The 12,917-nt window shown below is 39.5% G+C and carries 16 protein-coding genes; 15 read left to right on the top strand and 1 reads right to left on the bottom strand.

Going from position 1 to position 12,917, the window contains the following annotated elements; translation table 11 throughout:
• Positions 1–72: 72 nt before the first annotated feature.
• From H70737_RS15800 to H70737_RS31055, 12 genes are all read left to right on the top strand, one after another.
• On the top strand, positions 73–747 hold the full coding sequence (locus tag H70737_RS15800) for a hypothetical protein (protein WP_042188662.1): 675 nt from the start codon (positions 73–75) through the stop codon (positions 745–747).
• 69 nt (positions 748–816) lie between these two features.
• Positions 817–1,062 (top strand): hypothetical protein, encoded by a 246-nt coding sequence (locus H70737_RS15795; RefSeq protein WP_042188660.1) that lies wholly within the window; start codon positions 817–819, stop codon positions 1,060–1,062.
• On the top strand, positions 1,043–2,395 hold the full coding sequence (locus tag H70737_RS15790; RefSeq protein ID WP_042188658.1) for a phage tail sheath subtilisin-like domain-containing protein: 1,353 nt from the start codon (positions 1,043–1,045) through the stop codon (positions 2,393–2,395). Before H70737_RS15795 ends, H70737_RS15790 begins: the two co-directional genes overlap by 20 nt.
• Before the next feature lie 3 nt (positions 2,396–2,398).
• Positions 2,399–2,842 carry a phage tail tube protein gene (locus H70737_RS15785; RefSeq protein WP_042188656.1) on the top strand — a complete coding sequence of 148 codons (444 nt, stop codon included), beginning with the start codon at positions 2,399–2,401 and terminating at the stop codon, positions 2,840–2,842.
• An 80-nt stretch (positions 2,843–2,922) separates the two neighbouring features.
• Positions 2,923–3,990, top strand: a complete 1,068-nt coding sequence (locus H70737_RS15780; protein WP_042188654.1) for a hypothetical protein — start codon at positions 2,923–2,925, stop codon at positions 3,988–3,990.
• 112 nt (positions 3,991–4,102) lie between these two features.
• Positions 4,103–4,513 (top strand): hypothetical protein, encoded by a 411-nt coding sequence (locus H70737_RS15775; protein WP_042188653.1) that lies wholly within the window; start codon positions 4,103–4,105, stop codon positions 4,511–4,513.
• Between the two features lie 409 nt (positions 4,514–4,922).
• Positions 4,923–5,249, top strand: coding sequence for a hypothetical protein (locus H70737_RS30740; protein WP_156113122.1), 327 nt, complete (start codon positions 4,923–4,925; stop codon positions 5,247–5,249).
• Positions 5,250–5,308: 59 nt separating this feature from the next.
• Positions 5,309–5,500: a hypothetical protein gene (locus H70737_RS15765; RefSeq protein ID WP_231573278.1), complete on the top strand. Its 192-nt coding sequence runs from the start codon at positions 5,309–5,311 to the stop codon at positions 5,498–5,500.
• A 428-nt stretch (positions 5,501–5,928) separates the two neighbouring features.
• Positions 5,929–6,612 (top strand): C40 family peptidase, encoded by a 684-nt coding sequence (locus H70737_RS15760; RefSeq protein WP_052404308.1) that lies wholly within the window; start codon positions 5,929–5,931, stop codon positions 6,610–6,612.
• A 227-nt stretch (positions 6,613–6,839) separates the two neighbouring features.
• On the top strand, positions 6,840–7,160 hold the full coding sequence (locus tag H70737_RS15755) for a DUF3139 domain-containing protein (protein ID WP_042188650.1): 321 nt from the start codon (positions 6,840–6,842) through the stop codon (positions 7,158–7,160).
• Positions 7,161–7,608: 448 nt separating this feature from the next.
• Positions 7,609–7,827 carry a hypothetical protein gene (locus H70737_RS15750; protein WP_042188648.1) on the top strand — a complete coding sequence of 73 codons (219 nt, stop codon included), beginning with the start codon at positions 7,609–7,611 and terminating at the stop codon, positions 7,825–7,827.
• A 421-nt stretch (positions 7,828–8,248) separates the two neighbouring features.
• Positions 8,249–8,404 (top strand): hypothetical protein, encoded by a 156-nt coding sequence (locus H70737_RS31055; RefSeq protein ID WP_197071206.1) that lies wholly within the window; start codon positions 8,249–8,251, stop codon positions 8,402–8,404.
• A 764-nt stretch (positions 8,405–9,168) separates the two neighbouring features.
• Here H70737_RS31055 and H70737_RS15745 read toward each other — a convergent pair.
• Positions 9,169–9,375 (bottom strand): hypothetical protein, encoded by a 207-nt coding sequence (locus H70737_RS15745; protein ID WP_042188646.1) that lies wholly within the window; start codon positions 9,373–9,375, stop codon positions 9,169–9,171.
• Between the two features lie 693 nt (positions 9,376–10,068).
• Between H70737_RS15745 and H70737_RS15740 the strand changes: the two genes are divergently transcribed.
• The 3 genes from H70737_RS15740 (at position 10,069) to H70737_RS15730 (ending at position 12,758) form a co-directional block, all read left to right on the top strand.
• Complete coding sequence (locus H70737_RS15740) at positions 10,069–11,385, top strand: hemolysin family protein (protein ID WP_042188644.1); 1,317 nt, start codon at positions 10,069–10,071, stop codon at positions 11,383–11,385.
• 159 nt (positions 11,386–11,544) lie between these two features.
• Entirely contained in the window at positions 11,545–12,297 is a 753-nt protein-coding gene (locus H70737_RS15735; protein ID WP_042188642.1) for a DsbA family protein, read from the top strand.
• A complete protein-coding gene (locus H70737_RS15730; protein ID WP_042128176.1) occupies positions 12,294–12,758 on the top strand; it encodes a disulfide oxidoreductase in 465 nt (154 codons plus the stop codon). The genes H70737_RS15735 and H70737_RS15730 overlap by 4 nt, the downstream gene beginning before the upstream one ends.
• Positions 12,759–12,917 lie beyond the last annotated feature (159 nt).

Here is a 12,917-nt window from a genome sequence, read left to right as displayed (position 1 = left end):
AAATTTCGTTAGTTAGACTTGAGTAAATGGGGTATACTGGAATCATTAAAAATTGAGAAATGATGTGACCAGATGCCCGAATACTCCCAAATTCAGACCTACCTCAAATGCGACCAAAAAAACTTTAAGGAAATTATTCTCCACTTCTCAAATGTACTAAAATCACTATCTCTTGAATCTAAGTACTTTTCGCCAGAACTTGAATATGAAGTCTCTGATAATGGTTTTATGTACGTAGGTGGTGATGCGGAATCTCAGATTTTTGATTATAATGAGCACCCATTTCATATCCGCCCATATGTAATGGGATGGACACCTAAGGCCATTAGCGAATTGGAAGAATCGTGGTTAGAAGTTAGTTTACTGTTTTGGACAGAAGAGATTGAGCTTGATTACAGAACAGGACAGTTAAAAGATGAGATTAAATCATTAGTATGGTCGATGTTGAGTAAGTTCTCGGAGGAATTTAAACAAACGGGAGTATATTTCACTAATGAAGTTACGGATGGAATACCCTGGGAAGCTGTAGTTTGCAGCAAAAAAGATGAGGTATGGGCATTTGATGCTGCCATTCTGCCAGCACATTTATTTGACGTGTATAAGGATGGGTATGAAGAAATGTTCATCTACACAAATGATAATAATACGTTATACGCTGCCCGGAAGTCTGTTTGGAGTATAGAACCTTGGTTAGATGATTGTACAATCAATGAAGAGCAAGAACCAGCAACAGGAAATGTCGATTAAGCACTAACTGTAACCGCCTAAGGAAAGGCGGTTTTTCTTTTGAAACAGAAAGGGAGGAAAACTTAAAGAATGAACTTAAAAAAACAGATTCGCCAGCCTACTAATGTTGTTCCAGATACCCTGAACAAGCGGAGTAAGCAGGAATGGATAGAGAGCGCAGTGGTTTTGAAGCGGGAACGCTTTGAAATTGCAGGCGCTCTTTTTGATTGTGACGATGATACCCTGCTGTCTCAGCAGGAAGTTATTCAAAAGGTGAAAGCCTATTTGGGACTGACAAAAAAGGAGGAAACAGTGAATGTCGATACAACGGAATAGACCAGGTGCATATGTGGAGCTGCAGGCGGTTGCGAAGTCTCGTGTCCTATCGGTATCTGGTCGCGTTTTGGTACCGTATCAAGCAGAGTGGGGATTGCCAAATAAAGCAGTGGATATGGCGGATCAGTCGGAGCGTTTGAAAGAATCTGAATTGTTGGTAGATGAGTTGGAGCTAGCAGCTGAGAACGGGGCGACCGTTATCGGTTACCGTGTCACCAACGACAGTGAGGTAGCAGCATCCGTTGCAGTAGCCAGCAGCTATACCATTGAGGCCCGTTATCCAGGCACTCGCGGAAATGATTTCGAGTACCTCATCCGTGCCAGCTTGGTTGATGCTACCAAGAAAGAAATTGTCGTTCGGGATACGAAAGGTATCTACGATACTGAGACTTTCTTGGTCGCTGATAAAACTGAAGCTATCAATGCTCTGAAAAAGTCTAACATGGTGCGTTTTAAGGACACAGGTTCAACGGCTTTGGCTGATGTTGCCTATACAAAGTTGGCTGGCGGAGTTACTGGTACTGCAGCGATCACGGCAGCCAATTGGAGCGGCATCTTAAATCGCATTGATGGTCTAGTGTTTGATGTCGTTTATCTACCTTCCTCGGACGCAGCGGTACAAGCTGCTGCTAAGCAATGGCTGCTAGATCGGCGTAGCAAGGCTCGCAAGCTAGCACAGCTGGTCATTGCAGGAGCATCGGGGGCTGATGATGATATTGAAGCTCACAACACCCGCAGCCGCGCTGCTAATGCTCGTTTTATCATCAATTGCTCTTTGGCTGGTGAACATTCCAACGGAAAGACTTATACTTCCTTGCAGTGGGCGGCATGGGTAGCTGGTTTAGCCGCTGGAACACCTGCAAATAAATCATTTACGGGTGTTAAGGTACCAATGACTGAAGCGCTAGTGGACTGGAGCCATAGTGAAGTTTTGAAGGGGTTGGCCGAAGGCACGCTGATGGCTACCCGTGACGGCTACGACTATATTATTGAGTCGGCAGTGAACACATTGACCACACTTGGGGCAGGGGAACGGGAGGACTTCGGCAAGATTAGAGTTTCCATGACGATTGACCAAATTTTGAACGACATCTACTTTGCTGGCAAAACAAACAAGGCTAAGCTGGACAATGACAAGGATGGTCGGGGGATGTTTATCGCAGCAGTCGTTAGTTATTTGAAGACTCGTGCTGAACAAAAGGCGATTGGCTCAGAATTTACATTTACCGAACATCCAACGAAGAAAAGTGATATGGATTATGCTTACTTCTCTTTATCTGCAAAACCGCTCGATGCAATTGAAATCTTTAATATTGATTGGGAGGTGGCATAGTAGATGGAACGCGAACTTATTGGCCGGAATTTATCCGTGCAAGACGATAACGGGGATTCGATTCAGACCATTAAAGAAGTGGAGGTGATCCTAAAGCCGGAAACACTGGATATTATCCGCGCGCGGAAGATGTCCAAGACGAAGCAGATTGTGGGGTATGAAATCACTGTGAAACTGGTGATGTCAAAGCTGGAGTCTGCCCTTCGTTACCGCCTTCTGGCCGACTTCAAGGCGGGCAAAACCATGTTCTTGGACCGGATTACCGGCTCTATCGAGGACATGCAGACTGGCAATGTAGAACGGGTAATGATCAGTGGGGTGCATATTCATGATGAGATGGATCTTCTGGTGGCCAAGATCGACGACAACAATGGCATTGATATCACGCTTTCCGGTACAGCGAATGATTTTGATTTCATAGAGCAGTTTCCGGATTATATGGCATAAAGAATATGTTTCCTTAAAATGGAATGTACCTGATACAATCAAGTAAGGGTTATTCCAATACTTTATGAGGTGATATATTCATGAAATTGAGTGTAGATATGCATTTACCATTTAAGCTGCCAATAAAAGAAGGGATTAATCATGTAAGCGGATATGAGGATTTAGATCTAATGTTTACTTTTAAATCCTATCAGAGACAAACGGTTATCAATGAAAAGTATCTACTTGATGAAATGGAGTGCACATTAGTAAAGATTGATTATATGCCCCATGACTCATATATAGATGGAATGAAAATGGATGAAGTTCTAAGATTAATGGTTTTGGACAGTATAGAATTTCTAAATCGTTTTTTTGATGCATTACGTATTAACTTTGGGTTGAGTAATATTTATAACATAACGATCAATGATCTACCAATCGTACTGGACATTGAAATCGATGATAATTCTGTCTATCAGTATTTAACTCGTCCACAGGATGTGGTAGCACCCGGAGAATTAATAACTATTGAGAAACTTTCTGCAGTGGGATCTTCATTACAAATGTTAGATATGTATCCAACGATTTTTCTTTTTGAAAAATTCTTCGCTAATGCCCAAACACATCTTTACAAGCAAGAGATGATAGAAGCAGTTATTGATTTGCAGACATCATTTGAGATCTTTATTCGTAATACACATAAATTACTGTTATTGCATAATAGAGCGAATCAAGATGAACTTAATAAAGCAGCCACTATCGCTTTCAGAAATGTTATCGAGGATCATTTAGGTAGGTATCTTGGAGTCAGTATGAAGTTTAATGATCCATCGGGTCCAATATCTGATTGGTATAAGAATTTGTACATGATAAGAAACGAGATAATCCATAGTGGAAGACTACATGTCACAGGTGAGGAAGGTTATAAAGCCTTTGATGTTTACGTAAATGCTAGAAACTATATTACTGATTTACTCGATACTGCTGGTATATTAAATGAAAATAAAAAAGTTGATATTAGTATATTTCCAAAGAACACTAAGGGAATGATAGATCCAAAACCTATAATTGAAAGACTGCAGGAACGGGGGCTGATATCTAAGGAGGTAAAGTATTTAAATTCATCAGGAGATGAGACGGAGGAAAGTCTTGATAAGGACGAATAAGTATTTATAAAATGGACAGGCAATGCACCGCCTAGCCGTTGAATTTTGAATAAATCAAAAGGGCCACCTTAACAGGTGGCTTTTTATTATGAATAAGTGAGGATGATCTTCAATGAATGATAAATTGGAAAAATATCTATCCAAGGGCAAAGCAGGTCGGAATGATGATACCATCACTGTACCGGCAGACGGAGAAGATTGGTCTGTGCGGCGTCTGACCACTATTGAGGTACGCCGTTCATATGAACTGGCTTACGATGACAGCGGAGACCCAAAAGATTCCTATAACGAGATCGACGTCATGATCGTTAAGGCAACGGAGCATGATTTCGATTGGAACAATAAAGATTTACTACTCGCCTTCAATTGCACCAGCAAATATGAGCTGCCACCTCGTATTCTAGACAATCCTGCTGATTATTCGGAGCTTAGCAAAGCTGTGCGTAATTTCCAAGAAACAAAGGACGAACTTATGAAAGAAGCAAAAAACTCATCAAGCAAGATGGAGAAGCAAGCTGGGTAGCATCCTTTTGGATTAACCAGAAGCGGCTGCCGGCTGAAATCCTACCTTATGAGGTGGATAAACAGCGGCAGTATTATTTCTGTCTTGCCGCGGGGATGATTGCTGAAGAAGAAGCCAAACGCCTGGCTAACAAGAAATAGGCAGGATGGGGGTGAACAATTATAGCAGCTACAACAAAGGTGACGGTCCCGTTCGAAGCACGGGATCTTATTTCCGGTGCTGTCCAGAATATGCGGAAAGCCATTCTTGGGGCGGCATCTCTAACAGAAGACCAAGTCTCTACAGTGATAGAAAAAGTATTGATGTAAGCAGAGCGTGCTTCGATTGGAATGAAGTAGCGCGCATTGGTAGCATCGTAAGCAATTTCACCAATAGAAATATGGTTAGGAAAGAGGAGGGAAAGGAAGACATGAGTAAAATTGCGGATCTGGAAGAACAAGTGAAGGAACTAAAGAAAGTTGTAACGGGATTAAACAATAGCAAAGATGCACTTAAAGAACAGTTTCTCAAACAGGCTGTGGAAATTAAAGAACTGAGCGCTATACTGCTGGAGTTGACGAATACCGACCCTCCTACATGGTCCTGGGAGGCATTACAGGCGTTTGCATGTACGCCATCAGTTCTCAATGGCAAGCCAGTTATTGATACACCGGGATCAGCGACATATGCCGAGGCGCGGCTGATTACTATTCTGTATCGGCTAGGGCTGGCAGCACAACAAAAGGGGGAGAAGTAAAGAATGGACAATCAAAATTTTCTGATGTTCTGGCCCACGCTTCGGTGTTGGCCGTTTTTATGCTTGCTGTGATCCAACTGGTTAAAAACTCAGTAAACGTTCCGCGTAATCTGCTGCCAATGATAGGTTTAATAATTGGCTTACTGGTGGGGCCGCTGCTTATCTATTCACGGATTGGATCTAACACTCCGGTTGTGGGCTGGTGGTTTAAAGGGACTATTGGCAATTGGGTTGTTCGAATTGGCTTTTAGTAAGCTGGAGGTAGTATCAAAGAGTAAATCCCCAAACAAACGAGAATTCTCCCACTAGTTCCGGCTGGTGGGTAATATTTTTTTGGTTTTTAGCGCTTGCCCAATATTTATAAAATGTGATAATCGTTCAATTTCTATTTCATTTCAGATTCGTCAAAATGCCCATTGACTTAAAAGGCTGTATTTTTATTGAGTGATTAGGGTTGAGCTTGGATGATGTTTTGAAATGAGCTAAACTTCCACATTAATGTTTTAGATGATCCCGGAAGTTAACGGGCCATTAATATTCTAATGTAAATCTATTATCATTAATTACAAAATAATACAATGGTACCTATATACTGTTTTTTTGCTCAATATATACTATATTAAAAATAATGGTGATATATGTATAATTAGGGGGAAATAAAACAAAAGGAGGAATAATTTTGAAAAATATTTTTGTTAAAGGAATTTTAATTTTTTCAGTTTTATTAATGTTATTAGGCATTACATCTCTAGGTCAATCGTCGGTCAGTGCAAACAGTCTTGATATTCATGAAAACGTTCTCTCGGAAGATATTACGGTGAATGAAGAGGTTAATAATGATGAAGGGTTAATTACACCATTTGCCGAAATTGGTCCTACATATCCAGGAACTAATTTTGCAATGAGAGTTGGAGACGTCTTATACTCCACTAAAGCACTAGGAGGTAGCTCTGCAATTGTCGGACATACAGGTATAGTGAACTCTGACTTTAAGGTAGTTCATGTAACTTTACCGGTAAATGGAGGGACCATTGACAATATGACCGGTTATATGTACAGACATGGTGAAGGTGAAACTATTAAAGTTTATAGACCGAGAGATGGAATGGGGGTTAATGCAGCTAAGTGGGCTACTTACAACTATTCTTATGTAAAAGAGTACCTTATTCAAATTGCATCCACATTAGGAAGCATTTCACCAAACTATTGTTCAAAATTTGTATGGCAAGCATTTTATTTTGGTGAAGGAACTGATATTTTAAATAAAAACTTAAACGCAAATACACTTGGGTTTGTAACACCAGGAAATATAACTGATTCTCCTTACTTATCTTATCAAATATCCTTTAAAGTAATACGATAGCAATAAAAAAGGCTGCATAAATGCAGCCTTTTTTTATATGATGAAGTTTCAAGTGGATTTTTATTTATGATTTAAATGCACTACTGTAGCAAATAGGTTTAGATCTAATTGTTAATTATTAAAATTTTATGCTAGAATAAAATAAAATATGGAAATTTGTTTATTTTTCTTTCTGAGAATTAGCTGTTGAAAGACATCTTAAAACTGGTAAGGGTGATAATTTAGAAATGAGAAATAAATTAGGGATAATTGGTATTGTTTTTTTAATTCTTATTGTTTTAATTGGAGCAGGTTTCTATACGTCCCTTCAAATCAAGTACAATTCACTTGAAAAAGGCTTGAGAAATCACCTTATCAATATAGAGGGATACTCTGATTCTGATATTATCAGTATTAAAGCAAAACTCAGTTCTATGCCTAAATATCCAGTATATGTAAGGTTTGTGGATGATCCTGATACAGATTATATTTTTACCGATGGAGGCGGTGACGTACCCGACTGGTACCAGCTCGATCCTAAGAATCCTCAAAGATTGAAAAATAAGTAATAATAATAAGCTCAACCTTCCTTAAAATCGCTGCTTGACGATTAATGCAGCATTCGATACCGATTGCATTCTAGAAGGTTACCGTCTTTGTAGGGGTGGCGATTGCGACTGAAGTGATGGCGCGATGGGGCGCTTTGATGCGATTTTGTCGGTCTTCGACCGTTGCATGCGTCGAACGGTACCGATGATAATTAACGATTTCTTCGATGTTTTTTTATCTTTGGATTATTTCGTCAGCAATGTTTTTGATTTTCGAGCATGAATAAGGATATATGTTTATAAAATTCCGAATAAATCACTTCTAACTCAAGAACAATGAGGAAGAGTTTCTTGTCATATTACCTTCAACATTTTCACATAATGACCCAAAACTTATATACTTAACTTACGAAAGCACCGTACCCTGCCATAATTGGTGGGGTATTTTGTTGATTAAGGAGTTGATTATTTGAGCGCTACATACAAAGTTTTAGAGAGCGATGCTGAATTTCTGACAGCAGCCCTAGCTCAATCAAAAGTATCTGTATGGTTTCGGCTGGAACCAGATCCAATCGGTAACCTCATGGATTATGTGGGCATCGTGGAAGGATATACGCCGGAATCTATTAAGCTCGCTGGAGCTCATTTTGTTCGGGGACGGTTTGAGTTTAGAACATACATAAAATAACCCGCCGGGCTTATGCCTGACGGTTTTTCCTTTTTTTCTAATCTTGAATACAAATTACATGTTGTATCATGGGCTGTACTCCGCATTACGCACAAGGAAACTTTGCGATATGCTTTCTGCATCTTAATAGTCTTTTAGCCGAATAACCTTGAGAGCAGAATAATCTCCGCCAATCGTATGATGCGTCTTCTTCTACGCTCTCTAATAATGGAACTTAGAATAAGAAAATTTCTCTTACTGATAAGGAACGTATAGTAGGGTATTCCTGAACAGTAATGTTTGATAGATATAAACGTGGAGAAAGTAACCCGATTTCCACTGCTTGTGGTTGGGGTGAACGCTAATTTCCATTTACCCCACGCACCGATACAAATCCCGCATATCTTAGTTTTGTATCCAATTAAAAAGGAGGAATTGACAAATGGGCGAAGTACGTGGAGAACGTTGTTGCGGCGTTGGTGAACGTGAACGTGAACGTGAACCTGAACGTTTTGTTGGTGGAGCCTTTACATCCACAGGTGCAATCTTGGTGCTCTTTATCCTGCTGGTCATCATTACAAAAGCTTGTTTATTCTAAATTGTATTCATTTACAAAGGAGGAATTATGATGGGTGATTTTGCTGGAGGATTTACTTCTACCGCTGCAATTCTGGTTCTATTTATCTTGTTGGTAATCATCTCTAAGACTTTATTTATTTAAGTTTCAAACCTCCCAATATAGCTGCACCTAATTAAATCCGCCAGTACTCATGCTGGCGGATTTTTTAAACACATAATCAAAGACGTATCCCCGTCAACCTTAACTGGTCGGCGGGGATTTTTCTGTTTATGTAACTTGATATTCAACGAATGTTCATTTCTTAATTCGCAAAGACCAATACGAAAGCTAAGGTCGGGATTCCAATAATACCAATTAATGTCCATACTAACCGAACTGGAATTGTGACCGTCAATTTAACCACCTCCCATGTATTTCTTTATTCATTCAACATTGTCTCAGTAAATCGTTCGCACTCATTGTCCTATCATTTTATATAAGGCTAGTATCATACCGGAACAAACATCCAATCACTAAGCTCTATCAACACATAATTTACATGGTATTAACAACGATGGAGGTGAATTGAATAATGCACACTAGCTCTGCTACGATTCTGGTGCTATTCATTTTATTGGTAATTATCGCTTGTAGCTGTGGCGTCTTCTCACGCGAAGAGAGACGTGAAGAAAGATGTGAAAGACGAGGAGAAAGACGAAGCGATAGACGAGAAGAAAGACGAGAAGAAATACCCTTTTTATTTCCCTTTATTATTTAATTGCGTAACCTCAGTTCGTTAATTCCTAAAATAACATTAATGAGAAGGCCCATTCTATGGGCTTTCTTTTTCCAATATCATCAGGAATATAATAATATGCATCTTCTAGCTGACTCAAAATCCAAATTTTCACTGGTTCAGAAAGTGTCCACAATTCTAGAAGTGAGGCAGCCATTTTTTCAAGATATGCTTTATGATGTTGAATCTGTTTTTCAATAAATTTATTTTCCATCCAATACACATTCCTTGTTCTTCGACTCCCGAAGGTGGGGGATTTTTGTTTTATAAGCTATCTTCCATAATAGGTCGATGATACATATCCTCACCAGCTTTTCTTGCAGATACAGCATCCTCGAACAAATGGAATATGACAATGATTGGATTAAGATCGACGATGTTATTCAGGTGACTACATAAATAAATGCCCCGCGATTGCTGTTGCGACTGACTGATGTTCGAAAATCAGTCTAGACTGGCAAGCGTTACGAATGATCATGAGTAGCAATTGGAACTTCAACGTAAGCTGGAGATGCTCCGGTTGACGGGACGGGTTCTAAAGACTTAACATATATAATAGAAGGAACACATTTATAAGAAATTTGAACAAAAGAAAATCATCTGATAAAATCACGGAAAAATCACATAATCTCTTTTTATTAGTTTGTACCTGTTTCTACTATTAAGGGGTATGTGTCCATCAGCGGCAAAAATAGATCATATTTTTACACTGGTTTTGACCTGTTTTGATGGGCTATGTAATAATATAATAAAGTATATATTCAAAAACGTGATTCCAGACTGGAGATGAAACCATTGGGAAATTGATACTGAAAGGAACAACTGGCAAGCTTCTTGCTGATACTCTGAAAAAACGAAGGAGGTGGGCCTATCCATCCGTACGGAGAATGATGGATAGGATTATAAATTGAGCGACCCTTTACCCGGTATATTACACGTAGGTCTTATTATTCTGTTGGTATTATTAAATGGATTTTTTGTTTCAGTCGAATACGCAATGGTGAAAGTACGAAGCGGTAGAATTGATACCCTTATTGAAGAAGGTAGTAAAAAAGCTTTAAAAGCGAGAAGCATCGTACGCAACTTGGAAGGTTATCTATCCGCCTGTCAGCTTGGTATTACATTGGCTTCACTTGCGCTAGGATGGTTGGGGCAACCCGCTATAGCTAACCTTGTTGGGCCCTTATTAGGAAGTATAGGTTTTGGAGTAACCGCTGTTAATGTTGTATCTTTGATTATTGCTCTAATGTTTATCACTATCTTGCATATCGTACTAGGAGAGCTTGCACCTAAGACTATTGCAGTTAACAAGGCTGAATCTGTCCTTTTGCTAACATCTGGGCCGATGAATGTGTTTTACAAGATCATGTATCCAGTGATTTGGATCGTAAATGGGCTGGCACGTGGTTTATTACGGATCTTCCGTTTATCCCCTGCTTCAGAGCTGGGAACGGCGCATACGGAAGAAGAAATCCGTATTATCATGCAAGAAAGTAATAAAAGCGGCTTTATTGATAATACCGAAATGGCGCTGGTTGACAATATTTTTGAATTTGTGGACACAATGGCCCGTGAGATCATGATTCCTCGAACAGAAATGATCTGCCTGAATAATCATCTTTCAACGGAAGAGAACCTTGAGATTGCTTTTGATGGAATGAGGACGCGTTACCCAGTCTGTGATGGTGATAAGGATCATATCCTAGGCTTTATTCATATCAAGGACTTAATTAGGGATCGTGAACAAAGCTATAATAAATTGATTCGTCCTATACTAACCGTACCAGAATCTATACAGATTAGTGCTCTGCTGAAAGTCATGCAGCGCGCAAAGACACAAATCGCCATTCTGATTGATGAGTACGGTGGAACATCAGGAATGGTTACGCTGGAAGATATCATGGAGGAAATTGTAGGAGAAATTCAGGATGAGTTCGATGAGGAACGTCCTGGTGTTGAGAAGCTGGGGGAGGATGAACACTCCATCGACGGCTTGATGCTTATTGAAGAGATCAATGATCTTTTGGGGCTCCATATGGATACCGAGGATTATGATACGATAGGCGGTTGGCTGTATTCTAAATTGGAGGTTAATCCACCTCAAAAAGGACAGTCTGTAGAATTTGATGATCATCTGTTTATTGTGGAAGAAACGGATAATAAGCGGATTTCTCGAATTAAGCTGCTGAAGTTACAGCTATTGACTGAAGAAGCTGGTGCATAACGAACTTATTAGTAATATTAGGACACAGTGCTATAGCGCTGTGTCTTTTTTACAGTGTTTTTACAGTATAGTTTGCCAAAAAGAGAATAAAAATTATATAATTTTAAATGTATATGATAAAAACTACATTAGTCCACAGAGGACAGAAAGGAACTCTCCTTGAGTAAACCTAATAAAAGTACAAGCGTTCCCCAGCTTAGCAAACAAGAGAAACGGCGGGTAGAACAGGAGCAGCAAAAGCAGAAGACGAGAATTTTAATTATTAGTTCAATTGCTTTAGTAGTCATCATTTTTGTTGGATTGTTTATGTTAGCTTCGAAAGATGCCGCAAAAAATGCAACTTCGGGAGAACCAGTAGCATTCAATTACAGTGAGCTACCTAGAGTCGGTAAAGAGGATGCACCTGTTAAAATTGTTGAATTTGGAGACTTGAAATGTCCAGCGTGTTCCCAGTTTGCAACTTCAGTTAAACCGAAAATTGTTCAAGATTTTGTCAACGAGGGAAAAGCAGCGCTCTACTTTGTAAATATGGCTTTCGTTGGTCCAGACTCTGAAACTGCCTCACTTGCTGCATTATCTGTTTACCATCAGAATCATGATGAATTCTGGAAGTTCTATGATGCTGTATATGCTCAGCAAGGTGATGAGAGCGAAGAATGGGCGACTGAAGATTTCTTAGTAAGCCTTGCGGAGAAAGAGAAGTTAGCTATCGATTACGAACTGCTTCGTAAAGATATTAAAGATCGTACGTATGCAGATGAGCTGAATAAGGGTATGCAGTTAGCTAGTGAAGCTGGGGTGACGACTACACCATCCCTTTATATCAATGGAGTAATGACTGCGGATCCATTTAACATTGAAGCGATTTCAACTGAAATTAACGACGCCGCAAAAGCTGTGGAGGCAAAGTGACAAAGTTCCTATCTTTTTGCAAGCGTAACTGCCTGTATCTGGCCTGGTTCGTCTCTTTAGTTGCTGTTGCTGGTAGCTTGTATCTGAGCGAAGTATTGAAATATGAACCTTGTAAGCTTTGCTGGTTTCAGCGAATTTTTATGTATCCTCAGTTATTCCTCTTGGGAATTGCAACCTTTCGAGGGGATAAAAGGATTATCCCATATGTACTTCCACTAAGCTTAATTGGTGGCAGTATCTCGATCTATCATTATGCGGAGCAGAAGATTCCTGCGTTAAGTAAAGTGCTTCCTTGTACAATTGGTGTTCCTTGTAATAAGGATTACTTGAACTTTTTTGGATTCATTACGATTCCTTTCCTTGCATTAATCGCTTTTGCTTTAATTAGCATTTTGCTTTGGTACGGACGCAAGGAAGAAGAAGTGATGGAGTTAGATACAGAGGAAAGTTTAGGATTTTGATTTTTTAATTTTAAAGGATCCGAAAAAATGTGAAAAGTGATTAAAAACACGATCCAGAGGGATAATTGAAGAGAATGAAAGAGAGCATCCAATAAGACGCTGTATTTGCGCTTACTGGATGTTTTTTCATTCTTTTTTCATTTTTTTCAACGCTTTACT

The organism is Paenibacillus sp. FSL H7-0737, assembly GCF_000758545.1.
Classification (GTDB): Bacteria; Bacillota; Bacilli; order Paenibacillales; family Paenibacillaceae; genus Paenibacillus_AQ.
This window is presented reverse-complemented; position numbering and strand designations above follow the sequence as displayed.

Bases quoted from the DNA above. Each gene is read 5' to 3' on its own strand.
- H70737_RS15800 (WP_042188662.1), top strand. From the start codon at position 73: ATGCCCGAATACTCCCAAATTCAGACCTACCTCAAATGCGACCAAAAA.
- H70737_RS15795 (WP_042188660.1), top strand. From the start codon at position 817: ATGAACTTAAAAAAACAGATTCGCCAGCCTACTAATGTTGTTCCAGAT.
- H70737_RS15790 (WP_042188658.1), top strand. From the start codon at position 1,043: ATGTCGATACAACGGAATAGACCAGGTGCATATGTGGAGCTGCAGGCG.
- H70737_RS15785 (WP_042188656.1), top strand. From the start codon at position 2,399: ATGGAACGCGAACTTATTGGCCGGAATTTATCCGTGCAAGACGATAAC.
- H70737_RS15780 (WP_042188654.1), top strand. From the start codon at position 2,923: ATGAAATTGAGTGTAGATATGCATTTACCATTTAAGCTGCCAATAAAA.
- H70737_RS15775 (WP_042188653.1), top strand. From the start codon at position 4,103: ATGAATGATAAATTGGAAAAATATCTATCCAAGGGCAAAGCAGGTCGG.
- H70737_RS30740 (WP_156113122.1), top strand. From the start codon at position 4,923: ATGAGTAAAATTGCGGATCTGGAAGAACAAGTGAAGGAACTAAAGAAA.
- H70737_RS15765 (WP_231573278.1), top strand. From the start codon at position 5,309: ATGCTTGCTGTGATCCAACTGGTTAAAAACTCAGTAAACGTTCCGCGT.
- H70737_RS15755 (WP_042188650.1), top strand. From the start codon at position 6,840: ATGAGAAATAAATTAGGGATAATTGGTATTGTTTTTTTAATTCTTATT.
- H70737_RS31055 (WP_197071206.1), top strand. From the start codon at position 8,249: ATGGGCGAAGTACGTGGAGAACGTTGTTGCGGCGTTGGTGAACGTGAA.
- H70737_RS15745 (WP_042188646.1), bottom strand. From the start codon at position 9,375: ATGGAAAATAAATTTATTGAAAAACAGATTCAACATCATAAAGCATAT.